Consider the following 16,740-nt stretch of genomic DNA (forward strand, 5'->3'; position numbering starts at 1 on the left):
GTTTTATAGTGCATGGTATTCAAATCGCCCCAACGATGTTACATTATGGCAAAAAAGCAAGAATTTTTTGTACTCCCAGCTGCTTTCTGACAACCTATGCTTTTAGCAGGAGTTTTTTGTTGGATAGATTTAATCGGAAATTACAGTCGTTTCTTCTATATGAATATCATCAGGATCTTCGATTAGTTTTTCTATAAGCACATTATCTTGAGGAACATTTGGGGCAGTATCTTCTAAAAGGTCAGCTTCAGAAACTTCAAAGGTTACATCTACATCTACCGGGTGGTCGTCTTCAACAGCAGCAGAGGATATATCTGTGGAAAGATCATCTTCTGAATCAGGGGTCTCTTCTACTAAAAATTCCTCCTCCAATAATTCAGGTATTGATTCTGTAGAATCATCTTCTTCAATAACCACATGGGCTAAAGTTTGTAACTGTACTGATTCAACAGGACTGGTTTCGTTTCTTATTTCCCCATTTACATGGACAGGGGGGATATATACCTGGTGATTTTGGAGTAACTTAATGGTAAGGTAAAGAACCATTTTTTCTTCTATCTGTGAGAATTCTCTTTCTTCAAAAGGAAGATTAATATCGCATGGACGTTTACGATTTAGAAATTCGTCAAACTCAATAATCTTGCTGCAGATTAATTCACAGAAAGGAAGCTCATTGTAAAATTCTTGACTTACCTGGTTAAACTCTGATAAATCACCTGAAAGCAATTGGTCTTTATCTGCAAACCCGGGACCGGATAGGTTTTGGGTTCGAAAATATTCAAATTCGCTTACTGTATTGGCAACGGGTGGTAAGGGCATAATGCCGTTGAAGATAACCTTTGTTACGCAGCTAAAAGGAACATCTACAGTACAGTGACGAATATCTCCGCATACACCTTCTTCATTTGAGCAATTCCGAGTAGCGTAGGCAATGTTTTTACGGACAAAACCTTTTATGAACAGATCTCCCGGGTTAGATACTATACCGGGTTCCTGTATAAGCAGACATTGGGTAAGCTTGACCCGTTTCTTAACCTCCTTAATTTCCAGGGCCTTTTCAGGTAGAGTAATGATGGAGTTTATATTTACCTGTACCTGAAATTCAGCTAAAACTACCGGGATTTTTACTACAACGTCTGATATTCCCATTACGCCAAGCTGTGTATTGGTACAGCTTTGGATATTTCCGTCGGTAACGTCAACACATGCATCCTTTTGGTGGCGAAACACCTGGACCTCAGATACGGTGGATTCAACTTGGACTTGTTCGTTCTTATCGGTTTCTTCCAACGGTTCCTCTAATTCTTGCTGTTCTACTTCAACATTTTTTTGTATTTGTTTAACAGGCTTGGGATCAAAGAAGTCTGTCATATGATTAAACATGATTGTCTCCCTCCTTAAAAAGATTTTTATTACATGCTATTCAGCCCGGACCAATCCGGTTATTAATAAAACCATAAATATTATGGAAATAGACTATTTTGTTAGGAAATTTTATAGTTGAGTGTAAAAGTATGAAATATTTAAAAATTACTAAATTTTTGACTTAAAACTCTAGGGCATAAAAAAGTACCGGTTTTTTACACCAGTACTGAACAAGTTAATTATTTGCAAATAAAAAATTATTCCAAGACCGATCCAGCAAATTCAACCCTTTTAGGCCACCGATTGCTTTTAAGTTATCAAGAGGTTCTAGATAAAGGGGATTTAACTGTAGTGCTTTTAAAAAGTGAGCAAAGGCTTTCTCCATCTGTCCTAATAAGGCATAGGTTTCTCCAACATAATTTTCAACCACAGGGTTTTGTTCAGGGTAGGAATGAAGGAAATTCAAAGCATTTTTATAGTTACCTAATATTATATGACCGATGGCATTTACAATAGAATCGTTGGAACCATTTAGTGTTTCAAGTGATCTGTTATACCATGCTTGACAATCATGAACCATCCTACGTCTTAATAAGAATAAGGAAATAATGGCACATGCTCTGGCCTGGTTCTCTTTTAATTCGGCATTGTGCCAATCAAGTTCCGGAACCAATTCTTCAAGGGTATGACTGTCTAAGAATTTTTGCATATGGGCAAATAAAACATGATAGTCTTTTTCATTAGTTAAATTATTAGTATGTCGGCGGTATAGAAGTAACGGCTTCGGAACATGAACTGCATCCCAGCTTTTGGCCACATGAGAGATCATTTCAGTATCTTCCCCAATTCGCAGGGATGGATCATAGCGTAAATTTTCTAATGCTTTCCGTCGTAACATTAAACTATTATTATTAAAGGGCGTTCCTATTTTAAGAAAAAACCTTAACATACTACTCTTTTCAATGTTACTGGCTGCCCAGTAGCCCATTGGGTGATTTTCTTCGTTTATTAGTAAAACATCTGAATGGACAATTCCAACAGTTGGAGAGGTGAATTGACTTTTTAGAACTTCAAAACGGTTTGGTAAAGATATGTCATCTGCATCTTGAATAACCACAAAATCACCACAAGCTTTTTCTAATCCCCTGTTCCTTGCCGCTGCTGCTCCACTATTTTCCTGTTTAAAGTATAGAATGCGTGGGTCAGAGAAGGATAATATAACATCCTCACTCTGATCGGTAGATCCGTCGTTAATGATAATCAACTCAAAGTTTTTTTCTGTTTGGTTTAATACACTTTCAATGGTTTCTTTTAAAAATTCTGCCCCGTTATAGACAGGCATAATAACACTGATCACTGGAGAAAACCCCCTTTGCCTACGCACATAATTAACTATCTAACATATATTTATATGAAGTAAATGTGAGTTGTAGACTTCTAAAACGGGGGTGTAAATAAATTTGAAAGTTGAAGGCAGGATGGGAAAAACAGCCTTGATCACCGGTATTACCGGCCAGGACGGTGCGTACCTGGCTGAATTTTTGCTTGACAAGGGCTACCAGGTACACGGAGTAAAAAGACGGTCATCTTTGTTTAACACAGCCCGGGTGGATCACTTGTATAAGGACCCCCATGAAGAAAAGGTAAACTTTTTTATGCATTATGGTGACCTTACAGACTCTACGAACTTAATTAGAATCATTCAGGAGGTGCAGCCGGACGAAATCTATAACCTGGCAGCCCAGAGCCATGTCAAGGTCTCCTTTGAAACACCGGAGTATACCGCCAATGCCGATGCCATTGGCACATTACGGTTGCTGGAGGCCATTCGTATCCTGGGGCTAACGGGTAGGACTAGGTTTTACCAGGCTTCAACCAGTGAGCTTTACGGTAAAGTTCAAGAAATTCCCCAGACTGAAAAAACTCCCTTTTACCCCCGTAGCCCCTACGCAGCAGCTAAACTCTATTCCTACTGGATTACCGTAAACTACCGGGAAGCTTACAATATTTTTGCCTGTAACGGAATTTTGTTTAACCACGAATCTCCCATACGGGGCGAGACCTTTGTCACCCGGAAGATAACCAGGGCGGTGTCTAGGATTAAGTTGGGTTTGCAGGAAAAGCTCTACCTGGGAAACCTGAACGCCAAAAGGGACTGGGGACATGCGGTTGATTATGTAAAGGCCATGTGGCTTATATTGCAGCAAGAGCAGCCCGAGGACTATGTTATTGCCATCGGAGATACCCATTCGGTACGAGAGTTTGTAGAATTAGCCTTTGCGGAAGTAGGTATTACCATAGAGTGGCGGGGCAAGGGATTGGAAGAGAAAGGATTGGATAAAGCTACTGGCAGAGTTCTGGTGGAGGTAGATCCCTGCTACTTTAGGCCGACAGAAGTGGATATTTTAATCGGTGATCCTACCAAGGCAAAGAATAAACTGGGCTGGATACCAGAAATATCCTTTAATCAACTGGTTAAAGAAATGATGACAGAGGATTTACTGGAAACAAAACGAGATTTGTTATGTAAAAGGGAAGGTTTTAAGGTAAATCAATATCATGAATAAGGTAGGAGTTTACTATGGATAAACATTCTAAAATATATATTGCCGGTCACAGGGGGCTGGTGGGATCAGCCATTAAGCGAAGGCTTGAGCAACTGGGCTACACAAATTTGGTTTACCGAAGCAGCAAGGAGTTAGAACTGCGGAACCAAAAGGCTGTAGAAGAATTCTTTTGTGCAGAAAAACCAGCCTATGTATTCTTGGTAGCGGCAAAGGTTGGAGGGATTCTGGCCAACAATACCTACCCAGCGGAATTTATATATGATAACCTGTCTATTCAAACCAACGTTATCCATACCTCCTACCTACACAGTGTAAAAAAACTACTTTTTTTAGGTAGCTCTTGCATATATCCCAAATTAACTCCCCAGCCCATGAAGGAGGAGTATCTGTTAAGTGGAAAATTAGAACCCACTAACGAACCCTATGCCATTGCCAAAATTGCCGGTATAAAAATGTGCCAGGCCTACAACCGCCAGTATGGTACCAATTTTATCTCTGTCATGCCTACCAATCTTTATGGACCCAATGATAATTTTGATCTGGAAAATTCCCATGTACTGCCAGCCCTTATTAGGAAATTTCATGAAGCTAAAACAAAAATTCAGCCCGCTGTCACTGTTTGGGGAACCGGGACACCCAAAAGAGAATTTTTACACGTAGATGATCTGGCAGATGCATGTGTGTTTCTAATGGAGCATTATCAGGACAGTGAAATTATCAACATTGGCACCGGACAGGACCTTACCATCAAAGAACTGGCCGAACTGGTCAAAGCTAAAGTCGGTTACCAGGGAGAGATAGTATATGATAATACTAAACCAGACGGAACGCCAAAAAAACTACTGGATGTATCAAAGCTGAAGTCCATGGGATGGCAAGCCCAAATCCCCCTGAAGGAAGGTCTTGTCGGGACCTATGAATGGTATCAAAAGAATGTTAGCCGGAATTTGCAACAAATTCAAGACGTATACCAGTAAAAGGGGCGATAAAAATGAAAGGCAAGGAAACCTTTGAAAAGCTTTGTAATAATGGTCTCATTCAAGAGAACAAACCGCTAAAACTTCATTTGGGCTGCGGGGAGCAGCATTTCGAGGGCTATATTAACATCGATTATCCCCCCGTAGAACATAATTTAATGAATGTAGCAGCAGACGTATATGCTGATATTAATCAGCTGGATTTTCCGGCTGGTGTCATTGATGAGGTACGCCTGCACCATGTTTTTGAACATTTTAATCGTGTAACAGCTCTGGCTTTATTAATCCGCTGGCATTCATGGCTAAAAATAGGGGGTAAGCTGATTATTGAAACGCCCGACCTGATGGGTAGCGCCAGAACAATTCTTTCTGATGCTTCTTTCCAGGAGAAAATGGCTGTGGTACGTCACTTGACGGGAGACCAGGCAGCAAGGTGGGCCTATCACGTGGACCAATGGTTTCAGGAGAGGTTTGAAAAAACCCTAGAGAAACTAGGTTTTCAGGTACTGCAGACATACCAAATGTCCTGGTCACGGGAACCTTACCTTTCCAATATACTGGTAGTTGCTCAAAAAATACAAGATCTACCTCTAGATGAACAATTTAAAAAAGCCAGTGATCTACTATGGTATAGCACTGTGGATTCTACAGAAATAGCCATGCATCAGGTGTGGCGGGATCAGCTTGCCGCCTTGCTATTTCCGGTAGAAAAGACCGCACAGGACAAACCGGTGGGTGAGTAGATACAAAAGTTGAACAGGATTTCTTAAACTATCTTACGGAATATCAAGAACTGGTAACTTCTGATCCGGCTAAGGCCAATTGGCATTACCTGCCTGTTTTCTTGGTCCGCTGACACCTTAATCATTATTACGACCAAGTATCAACGGTGTTGCCGTTTCGTCATTAAGAAACTGAAGGAGCTAACAAGAAAGGAGCGGTAAAAATAGATAAATAAAATTGAAACGGCTGAAAAATCAGCCGTTTTTTGCTGAAGATGGATTTGTTTAAAATATTAGATGGACTCCAGCTAACATATTGATTTCATCACCCTGACGGACAACCTTCCAGCAGGGCCATTAGATCATAGGCTTTAATAGTTGCTTCCTTATCAATCAGTTCATTAATAATAACAATGGAGGGAGCTTCCCGCGTATCATCGGTTTGTGGTGAGTTAATTGTTACTTAACATGATTATCATTTAACCCTTTGTAACTTAAATGCATATTTTATATCATGTTATTTTAAATTATGACCTGGGGGAGCAAACAATGAAAGTAATCATTCTGGCTGGCGGGATCGGAACAAGGTTGTGGCCTCTAAGCCGAACTAACTACCCCAAGCAGTTCTTAAAGATTAAAAAGATGGCAAGATCCATATTTCAAATGACCTATGAAAGGTGTCTCAAACTTACAGATCATCAGCAAATCTATATTGTTACCAATATTAACTACAAATTTCTGGTTGTGGGGCAAATTGAAGAACTGGGCCATCAAATAGATGACCGACAGATTTTAATTGAACCTGTGGGTAAAAATACATTACCCGCTATTTATTACGGAGTGAAAGAGATTCAAAAGCAGGGAGATGATATTACTGTCGTTTTCCCTTCTGACCATTTGATTAAGGATGAAGAGCGGTTTATAAATACCATCAAACAAGGTGAAAATCTAGCGGATCAATACATTATTACCTTTGGCATTTGTCCTACTAAACCTCACACCGGTTACGGCTACATTAAACCCAAAGAGCCCCTGCAGGTTGGTAACCGTGTGGATCAGTTTAAAGAAAAACCGGATAAAGAAACGGCTGTAAACTATTTAGCAATGGGTTACCTCTGGAATAGTGGCATGTTTATGTTTAGAACAGATATTTTTTGCCAGGAAGTAAAAGAGTACTTACCGGATGTATGCGATGCTTTTAAGTCCCCAAATATTCTTGATATTTATGACCAAACACCAAGTGTATCAATTGATTATGGTTTAATGGAAAAATCTAAAAATGTAGCTGTTATTCCCCTGGATGTACACTGGAGCGATTTAGGAAGTTTTGATGCCTTTTACGATGAATTTGATGTGGATGAACAGGGAAATCTCAACTTTGATAAGGACATTTTAATTGACTCATCTAACAACATGCTTTACTCAAACAAAGAGAAAGCAGTGGCTTTGATAGGAGTACATGATCTTATTTTGGTGGATCAGAAGGATGCCTTGCTTGTTTGTCGGAGAGACCATTCCCAACGGGTTAAAGAAGTTGTCGATCGTTTAAAAGAACTGAATGATCCCAGAGCGGATTATCATTTAACCGCCTACCGCCCCTGGGGGTCCTACACTATTTTAGAAGAGGGTTTTTTCTATAAAATTAAACGTATAACAGTACTGCCGGGAAAGAAATTAAGCTACCAACTGCACCACCATCGTAGTGAACACTGGGTTGTGGTTAAGGGGACAGCGAAGGTTACTATAGAAGGTAAAGAAACCTTTGTCAGAAGCGGTGAAAGTACCTTTGTACAGACCGGCTTTAAGCACAGGTTGGAAAATCCAGGTAAAGTTTTACTGGAAGTCATAGAAGTACAGCTTGGTGAGTATTTAAATGAAGACGATATCGTAAGATTAGATGATGATTTTGGTAGGTCTAGTGGAACTTTGGAGTAGCAAACAAGAAGTGCTTAGGGGGGAGTTTGAGCGGTTTGGATGGTATAAACTTTCATATCTTTCGTGAGTATGATATCAGGGGGAAGGAACAAACGGATTTTACCGATGAGGCGGTGGAATTGCTGGGCCTTGGCCTAGGTACCTATTTTCTTCAAAAAGGGGAAAGGGATGTGGTGGTCTGTCAAGACAACCGGGCCAGTTCCCCCAGGCTAAAAACAGCCTTAAACAAAGGTCTGTTACAGACTGGCTGTAACGTCATAGACATCGGCGAAAACCCGACACCGGTATGCTACTTTGGATTACAGCACCTGTCATTAACAGCAGGGGTTATGATTACCGGCAGTCACAATCCGCCAGAGGATAACGGTTTTAAAATTTCTTCCGCAGGTAGCACCATCTTCGGAAAAGAGATACAAAGGATTAAGGAAATTGTTGTAGATGGCCATTTTTTATCTGGTTTAGGTCAACTAACTAAATATGATATTAAAGAAGATTATCTAAAGTATTTAATTTCCAGAATACACTTATACCGTCCCCTGAAAGTAGTAATAGACGCGGGTAACGGCACTGCCGGTCCGCTGGCAGTGGAATTGTTTAATAGGCTGGGCTGTGAGGTAATTGAGTTATATTGTGAGTCTGATTCATGTTTTCCCAACCATCATCCTGATCCTACCGTTCCCGATAATTTAAGAGATCTGCAGCAAAGGGTTTTACAGGAGAAGGCCGATGTGGGCCTGGCCTTTGATGGGGATGGTGACCGGTTGGGGGTGGTGGATAACCTGGGGAAAATAATTTGGGGAGACATCTTGCAGATTTTATTCTGGCGGGAGATATTGCCCCAAAACCCCGGTACCCCCGTAATAGTGGAAGTAAAATGCAGCCAGGCCCTGGTGGAGGAGGCCAAAAGCTTAGGCGGCAACCCCTTCTTTTATAAAACCGGCCACTCGTTGGTTAAGGCCAAAATGAAAGAAGTAGGTGCTTTATTTACTGGTGAAATGAGCGGTCACTTCTTTTTTGCGGACGAATATTTTGGCTATGACGATGCCCTTTATGCCGGGGCTAGGTTGTTAAGACTGCTAAGCCAATCCAAGAAATCTTTAAGCCAGCTGTTGAACAATATACCTTCCTATGTTTCAACGCCTGAGATTCGATTGCCTTTTTCGGATAATTATAAGAAGGAATTAATCCAAAGGATTAAAGAAAAATTTGTTGGTGAAGGTTACGAGGTCATTGATGTAGATGGAGCCAGAGTTATCTTTCCCAATGGCTGGGGGGTACTTCGATATTCAAATACCCAGCCAGTGGTGGTAATGAGGGCAGAGGCTAAAGATCAAGCCTCTTTAGGAGATATTGTTAACATATTAAAGACAACTTTTGTTGATACATTGGAGAGAATGAAATGAATGTTATGAACGGGAGCATGGAAAACCATACCGTTGGATTAATCTTTAGTAAAGACAGAGCTATGCAGTTAGATGCTACAATAAGGTCCCTTTATCTTCATTGTAAGGATGTACAAAATATTGATTTAAAAATTCTTTACAAGGCCTCTGATGCTTATCACCTGAAGCATTATAATCAATTAATAAAAGAGTATAGCTCAGTGCAATTCATATCTGAAAATAATTTTAGGGAGCAAGTTCTTTCTAATTTATTCAACTATGCCTATATATTGTTTTTAGTCGATGATAATATTTTTGTACATGACTTTTCCATAAACAAAATAATCCTAAATTTAGAAAAACAATCTGACGCCCTGGGTTTTTCCCTGAGATTAGGGAGTAATATCAATTACTGCTATGCTTTAAACTCTGCACAAGCACGCCCTGTTTTTTGTGAACTGGAGCATGAGACTTTAAAATATGATTGGACAGTAGCAGAGCATGATTTTGGCTACCCCCTGGAGGTCTCCAGTTCGGTATACAGAGTAGAAGATATCTTGCCATTGTTATTCCAACTTCCCTTCGCCAACCCCAACACCCTGGAAGCATATATGAGTTCCAATAAAGGATGCTATGTGGATAGCAAACCATACATTCTTTGTTATAAACAATCTATTACCTTTTGCAACCCGGTTAATAAAGTACAAAACATCTTTAATAATCGAGCAGGAGATGAAATTAGCTATTCGATTCATGAATTAAGTAAGATGTTTGAGCAGGGGTACAGAATTGATGTTGAGAATTATTCCGGTTTTATACCCAATGCTTGTCATCAAGAAGTAAAACTACAATTCTTAAAACCAGAACAAGAGTATAGTGAAAAATGAGGTTGTCTAAAATTACGGATTTTACGGAACCCTTTCAGCTATAAAGTTAATACACAAAAAATAATCAAAGAGAATCACTTATAAACTCCTACCCAAAATATTTAGGTAGGAGTTTGTCTTATTGTTCATTACAAAAAAATTACCGGCATTGTTTGCCGGTAGGTTGATAACAGAACCACCACTGCCTATTTACTCAGTTATAAGCTCTTTTGTCCTAATATATTCCGGAAATTCCACCGCATCGCCCAAAGTCCTTATGGTACCTTTTATATTTTCTGACTGCTGAAGATGCCCCAATTGTTGGCATAACAAGCCATATAAATAATGTAGGTCTATATAGGATGGGTATGATTTTAACCCTTTCTCAAGTAATCTTATGGCCTTACCATAATGTTCCGACTTAATTAAACACCAGGCCACCCACCTTAATAATACCGCTGCTTCCAAGAGATTGCTGGTTTGAGCTAGATGAGCATTAAATTTTTTTATAGCCTCACCATATCTTTGTTCAAGCAGCTCATGTACAGCATCATTGTAAGGATAATCAACTAACGAACGATCTTTAAAGGAACAATAAAGACAGTCTACTTGACCGCTCATAGCAAGTACTCTTTGGAATACCGGCTGCCAGCGAACAATAGAGATTTCATCAGCAAAATTATAGGTAAAGGGCATAGAAACGACATCTGCCGCTGTTCCACTTAAAAGCTGTTCGAGGGCTAGCACCTCTTCCCGGCTAAAATCCATTGGCAGAAGTTTTACCCAATCCTTTTCGGTATTTATGCCAACTGGTTGGTAACCGGATACTTGTTCATAATAAGCTTTTAGTTTAGGTATTATCTGCTCCCAGCTATAACGGGCTGCAGTCTTATAGCCATTTTCCTGCAGTTTTTTATAGAGATTAGGGTTTTCTAGCAGGAGGGTAATTTTGTCAGCCAGTTCCTGGGTGTTGCCTGGCTGAAAGGTTAAACAGTTCTCTCCATCCCGTCCATAGGCCAGTACCCCGTCATTTGGAGTGGTAATTACCGGGGTGCCGCAGGCCATTGCCTCCAGGGGGGGCAGTGGAAAGGTTTCATATTCAGAAGCACATACATAGACCCAGGCCTGGCGGTAAATGTTTCCCAATTCCTCTTGGGTAGGGTTTATTTTCACCGTTCCCAAAGGGATTTTCGGAGGCTGGGGTGTTACCCAGGTAAAGCTTATGTTATGCCCCCTGTCCTGAACTATTTGACATGCTTCCCAAATATCAGGTATTCTTTTGAAGTTTGTAATATCACGGCCTACACCCAAGACAATATGTTCTATGGGTGCTTGTTCTTTGGCAAAAAATACTTGGTTATTCAGGGCATTGTGAAATACCGGTGCCTCCCGATTAAAGACTTCTTTAATTTTTTTAGCTCCTGTTTCCGAGCAGGTAATTACATGACTTGGTAGTTGATAGAGCTTTGAGATGATTTCTTTTCTATCCGGGCTAACGTTATCCCAATCCCATAAATGAAAATCTCCCTGCTCAAAATATACAACCGGGGCAATACATGACTCGACACAGGTTCCCAGGTGATCCCAGTAGGTGGCAACTATTAGGTCGCAGTTAGGGGGAATACCCCGGGCCAGTTCGATACCGAAAGGGATTTGAATATAATTAGCGTTTATGTCAAACCAACTCGGTTTAGGATAGTGACTCAATAAGCTAACCTGAACACCCTGGTTAATCAGTTCATTAGCGTGTTCTAAGATTATTTTTACTCCGCCGCATACACTGACGTGGGTTAATAAATAAACTACGTGTACGGTATCTTCTTTCTGATCAGCAGGTTTCTTTTGGATAATCTGTTTTTGAATAAATTTAACCCGTGCAGCCCGCAGTTGATATTCCTTTACTCGAAAGTAACTTACCAAGTTCATTTTAATGCCTCCGTTTTAAAATAATGTGCTACTCGGAGTAACTGTTGTGAGGCAGGATTTTGTTTTACAGCTTCACCATAGGTATCCCCCAGCAATTGAAACATTGCTTTAGCTATATATTGATAATCCTGAGTATTTTGGGAATGGGTAAATTTTTCTACCGCTACCTGCCAAAGCTCCAGACTCTCCAATAAACAGCCATTTTTAATGGTGCTGATGGCAGCTTGACAAAGATTATGGCAGGAATCCAGTTCATTTTCCGTAAAATACTGCAGTACCTTACCCTGTTCATAATTTGATAATAATAATTGGGTAAGGTGTGGGATAGCTTCAACTGCTCCTGCAGGATTTACTGCAGCAAAACTGTAATGTTCTAGACTTTTCTTGATATTACCTTGCTGGAAGTATAACTCGGCTAACCGGCAGTGGGGTAAATAACTACTAACCCCTGAATGGACGGTGTATTTTTGCCAGGGTGCATCACCGAGTATGAAGCACCTTTCAAAACATTCCAGTGCCTCAGGACAGTTTTTTAACTTTAAATGACAATAGCCCTGGTAGTAGATTAAATCCGTATAGTCCGGGAATTGATTAACTGAAGTATTGGCTAGTTCTAATCCTTCTCTATATTGTGTTAGTTTGCATAGACATTTAATTACAGCGAGATAAAGACCCGCAGCGACTTTTTCTTTGGATAAAACCATAGCACGCTTAAAGTGAGCCAGGGCTGGTTTATATCTTCTCATTTTATAAAACTCATTGCCCATAGCCTGGTGCAGAAGGGCATTTTTACCCAATGTTTTAAAATCTTTAACTATTAATTTAAGGTTGCTTTTAAAATCAGCTTCCCTTAAGTGGGATCTTAATTTTGGCCCATGATTGAAGATGGTAACAGGGAGGCAGGATATCCTGTTATGATCATGTTTATGGATAATGGACTGATCAATATCTTCGAGTAACCTGGAACTGTAGCACAATGTCTTATCGTTACGCACAATTTTACAGCAAGAGCTGTCCTGGTAATTTCTATCATCATCTCCCCAGAATGTCCTTATTCTAACTTTGTAACCACTATCGATTGCTTTATTTAGTTCCTTAATTAAAACCGGCAGGTCAGCTTGACATAGTTCTTCATCCCCGTTTAGAAACAAAATCCAGTCCCCATCAACCCGCTGTAGGGCAAAATTTCTCAACTTAGCAAAGCTGTCTTCCCAGTTTACTCGGTAAAGATGGGCACCCATCTGGTAAGCTATATGCAAAGTGTTATCTGAACATTCAGTTACAATGATTAAAACTTTATCAGCTATTTCACTTATACTGCGAATGCATTTATGAATGTTTTTCTCTTCATTCTTGGTCAGTATAGAAACATTTAATTTAAATTTTTTGAACTTAGCTAGCAAAAGGGGCTGTAATTGAGACAGGATTTGTTCAGGGGATTGGTTAAAAATGGTACCTTCTGAGGGATAATTTGGATTCAAATTTTTTCTGTGTTGGGCTTTATTTATGCTTTGGGCAGCCAGGGAATAACGGCCGCACCTTAAATGGCAGGCGGCCTCCAAAAGATACAAGTCACTGTAGTCCGGGTAAACACTTTGAAAGTAGGAAAGCTGCTCCAGGGCGTCCCGGTACCTATTTAGTTCTATCAGACAGACAATTAGCTTATTCACCAGTGGTGGGGCATAGCCGGAGGTATTATTTGTAACCTTTAAAGATTGAATAAAGTTCTCCAAAGCCCTTTGGTATTGCCCCTGACGTACATATTCAACACCTATGTTATAAAAATAAAATCCTTCCTGTCCTTCGGGTTGATGCTGTTGTTTTTCCAGCAGATGAACATTCCTGGCAATTTTAGATTGAATATTAACCTGCTCTGGATTGTAACCATGGTGAATTAGATTAAAATTTAGCCTGCCTATTCTTCCGGCACCGGAATGCTGTAGGACAGAATCAGAAATTTGCTCATGGATTTTTCCTTTAAACCTGAACTGGGATAAATTACGAAATAACCTTATTGACTGGAAGGTCACAGTATTATTCCCCCCCAGTAAGTTTCTTACATTGATATAATAGGCATCATACTTACTTGATTCTACCCCGGCCAGCAGGTTTTCTACTTGGGTCTGATCAAATTCTTCATCACAATCCATAAATATAACCCAGTCCCCCGTTGCCTTTTCCAGGGAGAAATTTCTGGCCGCACTGAAGTCATCTATCCAGGAAAAGTGCCAAACTTCAGCTCCAAGTTCTTCAGCAATTTCTGGTGTTTTGTCGCTTGAACCTGTGTCAACTACGACAACCTGGTTTACGTAAGGAAGGGCACTTTGGATACACCGGCCAATAAACTGGTCTTCATTTTTAGCAATCATACACAAACTTATGGTAGCTGGCAAAATGACTCTTCCTTTCTTGCAAGTTTAGCTTTAAAGGTTGATAAAGATAAGAAATGCTTATTTATTAAGGGAAAGTGGGGTAATGATGCGGTGATATTTTGCAAAGAATTGATGAAATATTGAGATAGGTTATTTAATAAAAGGATATAATTTTTACTGTCTTGTTGTTCCCGGCAGGCAAGTATACCCAAATACACTCCTTCGATATCATGACCCAACTTGGTAAAAGTCTGCCCCAGTAGGTTAAGAATATCGGAATCCCTGTAACCATGGGAGATGGCCATAACCTGTAGTTTCTGTGTTAACGGGTAATTATTATGAGAAAAGGCATACTGGCTAAGTTGGTGGTAAAAAACGGGTAGATCATTACTGTTCAATACTTGGGCAAAGAATTTAAGAGCTTGTTTTTGATCATAGATAATTAACTGATAAGCAAAATTAAGAAAAGAAGAGGAACATGGGTTATTAATATTGGCAAACTCATTGACAGTAACCTCTAAATTATCAATAACCGGAGTTTCTGCATCAGAGCTTATAATATTGCCAATACATACTAATAACCGAGCCTCCTCCAATTCCTTACTTCCAGGGGGGATTTGGGATATTAGCCTTTTAATTTTTGACCAATCCCTTAGATAAAGACAGGATTTAATACCCAGTAACAATATGCCAGGTGTAGGTTGTGGTATTGATTCTAGTTTTTGTAAGAAAAGCCGGTGCTCATTAATTTTGAATAATAACTTAATTAAATCCAGATGTTTTAAATGAGTAAGATTATTTTGTAGAAAGCTAAATGTTTCCTCAGGGCTTAGAAAATGTTGAGAAGCTATTTGGGCCAGTCTCTGGGCGGCAGCATAGGTTTTTGCCCCGGAGTTAACTGCCCTTAACTGGTAATCCAGTGCTTTATTCCACTGCTGCAGGTAACAATAAATATCTGCCAGTTGTTCGCAGGCTAAGTAATTTGTTACCCCTGTGGTGGAGATATAGTTTGGGTTAACCTTGGTAAACCGGAGACATTGAAGAAAACTGTCTTCAGCAGCAACGTACAGTTTTAAATCAGTGTAGACTTGACCCTGCAGGAAGTAAAGGTCGGGGTAGTCTGGAAAAAGAGATAATCCCTCCTGAAGAAGGTTTAGGAATGTCTCGTATTCCCCAAGGCTGCATAGACATACCGCATAATTTCTAAAGAGGCCCGGTAGGTAGCTGGCTGTTTTAGAAGCATATTTTTTAGCCAGGTGATAATGTTCCCTGGCCTTTTCCCATTGACCGTTGACATAATAACTAACCCCTAAATTATAGTGGCTGAAATCATCTGCGGGTTTTTCAGCCAGCATTTGTAGCAATATGGCAATGTTACGTTGTGTTTTTTTGGTACGCTCAGGATTATTCAGGCAATACCCGTAGTGTAATATTTCTAAATCGGTATACAAAATTTTTGCTTCAGGGTTATGGCGAAGAATACTAGGTTGAATCTGCTCGTGGAGGGCACCTTCAAAAACATAGTTAGGGTTGTTTTTAAACATCCTGATATTTATGCCTTGTGATTTTTGGGCACCGTCAGAAGAGGATGTAAAATTAATTATTTTGAAGGAAAAGGCTTCGGCTTCACTTTTATTTGCTAACCGGCGCAGTTCCCGGCCGGTTTCCGGCGGTAGTTCTTCGTCTGCATCTAGATATAAGATCCATTCCCCTCGAGCCTGTTGTAAGCTTTGATTTCTGGCCTTGCTAAAATCATTTTCCCACTGGCCAAACCGAACAATAGCCCCCTGTTCTCTGGCTAACAAAGGTGTCAGGTCACTGGAGCCTGTATCCAACACAAGCATTTCATCTACGTAATCCCGAACACTTGATAAACAGCGTTCGATATTGGACTCTTCATTTTTTACAATCATACATAGGCTAATTAGGCACTGGTTATGGCACAAGTCAGATACCCCCAATAGGTTCTTTTCTTAGTACCATATGCAAAAAAAAATTACTTGGACACTATTGAAAAAATTTACACTCCTTGTAACCAATGTCAAAAGTTAGAATATTATACATTAACTTAATCAAAGGGGAGGTATTTCCATTGGCAAGGAAAATATGTGTTCAGGAGATTACAGACCTGAATAAGACACACAGTATGACTGTAGTTTGCACTAGCCCCGCTCATACCCCGGTAGGCCAGGGGGATGTGTCGGAATGTAACTGCCTCTTACGTAATGTTGCTTTCACCGTTAATCCAGTGCCTACCATTTCTTTCTCCTATGATGTTCAGTTCAAGTATTCCTACAACTACGAGGGTGGAACCTTTGAGGAGTTTTGCAGTGTAATGGATCAGTCCGGTGCACTGACCTTTAATTCCGGAGTTGGTACCTGTGACTGTGCCGATGCCTTTACAATGACTCATGCTATGACTAGCGACCCAGCTGCTATTACCTGGACCCAGAGTCCCAATACAGTTTTAGGACCAGTAACCTTCAGCTTTACCCTGCAAAACCTATGTGCCCAAACTATTATTTGTGTGGAGGAAGGTACCTGTCCATAAACATAAGTGTTTACAAAAACATCAAAGTAACCCTACAGTGAACTGTAGGGTTACTTTATATTTTAAGAGATTTATCT

Annotated in this window: 13 protein-coding genes; 7 read left to right on the forward strand and 6 right to left on the reverse strand. The window is 40.1% G+C overall.

Going from position 1 to position 16,740, the window contains the following annotated elements:
* Positions 1-129 precede the first annotated feature (129 nt).
* Together DRED_RS19660 and DRED_RS07535 are read right to left on the reverse strand one after the other, a co-directional pair.
* The gene (locus DRED_RS19660) at positions 130-1,383 is read right to left on the reverse strand and encodes a CsxC family protein (protein ID WP_011877742.1); all 1,254 of its coding nucleotides are present in this window, start codon (positions 1,381-1,383) and stop codon (positions 130-132) included.
* A 217-nt stretch (positions 1,384-1,600) separates the two neighbouring features.
* On the reverse strand, positions 1,601-2,722 hold the full coding sequence (locus DRED_RS07535; protein ID WP_011877743.1) for a glycosyltransferase: 1,122 nt from the start codon (positions 2,720-2,722) through the stop codon (positions 1,601-1,603).
* A 121-nt stretch (positions 2,723-2,843) separates the two neighbouring features.
* Here DRED_RS07535 and gmd point away from each other — a divergent pair, with 121 nt between their 5' ends.
* The 3 genes from gmd to DRED_RS07550 are packed head-to-tail and all read left to right on the forward strand — an operon-like array spanning position 2,844 to position 5,652.
* Positions 2,844-3,932, forward strand: coding sequence for a GDP-mannose 4,6-dehydratase (gene gmd, locus DRED_RS07540; RefSeq protein WP_041274867.1), 1,089 nt, complete (start codon positions 2,844-2,846; stop codon positions 3,930-3,932).
* 14 nt (positions 3,933-3,946) lie between these two features.
* Positions 3,947-4,909, forward strand: a complete 963-nt coding sequence (fcl, locus tag DRED_RS07545) for a GDP-L-fucose synthase (protein ID WP_011877745.1) — start codon at positions 3,947-3,949, stop codon at positions 4,907-4,909.
* 14 nt (positions 4,910-4,923) lie between these two features.
* On the forward strand, positions 4,924-5,652 hold the full coding sequence (locus tag DRED_RS07550) for a class I SAM-dependent methyltransferase (RefSeq protein ID WP_011877746.1): 729 nt from the start codon (positions 4,924-4,926) through the stop codon (positions 5,650-5,652).
* 304 nt (positions 5,653-5,956) lie between these two features.
* Here DRED_RS07550 and DRED_RS19540 read toward each other — a convergent pair whose 3' ends face one another.
* On the reverse strand, positions 5,957-6,088 hold the full coding sequence (locus DRED_RS19540) for a UDP binding domain-containing protein (RefSeq protein WP_156779732.1): 132 nt from the start codon (positions 6,086-6,088) through the stop codon (positions 5,957-5,959).
* Between the two features lie 92 nt (positions 6,089-6,180).
* On the opposite strand from DRED_RS19540, the gene DRED_RS07555 reads away from it, so the two are divergent.
* Genes DRED_RS07555 through DRED_RS07565 form a run of 3 tightly spaced genes read left to right on the forward strand, consistent with a single transcriptional unit; the run spans position 6,181 to position 9,835 of the window.
* Positions 6,181-7,566, forward strand: a complete 1,386-nt coding sequence (locus DRED_RS07555) for a mannose-1-phosphate guanylyltransferase/mannose-6-phosphate isomerase (RefSeq protein WP_011877747.1) — start codon at positions 6,181-6,183, stop codon at positions 7,564-7,566.
* Between the two features lie 26 nt (positions 7,567-7,592).
* Positions 7,593-8,969, forward strand: coding sequence for a phosphomannomutase/phosphoglucomutase (locus DRED_RS07560; protein ID WP_011877748.1), 1,377 nt, complete (start codon positions 7,593-7,595; stop codon positions 8,967-8,969).
* Positions 8,966-9,835, forward strand: coding sequence for a hypothetical protein (locus DRED_RS07565; RefSeq protein ID WP_011877749.1), 870 nt, complete (start codon positions 8,966-8,968; stop codon positions 9,833-9,835). The genes DRED_RS07560 and DRED_RS07565 overlap by 4 nt, the downstream gene beginning before the upstream one ends.
* A 189-nt stretch (positions 9,836-10,024) precedes the next feature.
* Here the strand turns inward: DRED_RS07565 and DRED_RS07570 are convergent, their stop codons facing one another.
* Genes DRED_RS07570 through DRED_RS07580 form a run of 3 tightly spaced genes read right to left on the reverse strand, consistent with a single transcriptional unit; the run spans position 10,025 to position 16,025 of the window.
* The gene (locus DRED_RS07570; protein WP_011877750.1) at positions 10,025-11,740 is read right to left on the reverse strand and encodes a glycosyltransferase; all 1,716 of its coding nucleotides are present in this window, start codon (positions 11,738-11,740) and stop codon (positions 10,025-10,027) included.
* On the reverse strand, positions 11,737-14,133 hold the full coding sequence (locus DRED_RS07575; RefSeq protein ID WP_011877751.1) for a glycosyltransferase: 2,397 nt from the start codon (positions 14,131-14,133) through the stop codon (positions 11,737-11,739). The genes DRED_RS07570 and DRED_RS07575 overlap by 4 nt, the downstream gene beginning before the upstream one ends.
* On the reverse strand, positions 14,118-16,025 hold the full coding sequence (locus DRED_RS07580; protein WP_156779617.1) for a glycosyltransferase family 2 protein: 1,908 nt from the start codon (positions 16,023-16,025) through the stop codon (positions 14,118-14,120). Before DRED_RS07580 ends, DRED_RS07575 begins: the two co-directional genes overlap by 16 nt.
* Before the next feature lie 179 nt (positions 16,026-16,204).
* Here DRED_RS07580 and DRED_RS07585 point away from each other — a divergent pair, with 179 nt between their 5' ends.
* Complete coding sequence (locus DRED_RS07585; protein WP_011877753.1) at positions 16,205-16,663, forward strand: hypothetical protein; 459 nt, start codon at positions 16,205-16,207, stop codon at positions 16,661-16,663.
* Positions 16,664-16,740 lie beyond the last annotated feature (77 nt).

Source organism: Desulforamulus reducens MI-1 (assembly GCF_000016165.1).
In the GTDB taxonomy this organism is placed as follows: domain Bacteria; phylum Bacillota; class Desulfotomaculia; order Desulfotomaculales; family Desulfotomaculaceae; genus Desulfotomaculum; species Desulfotomaculum reducens.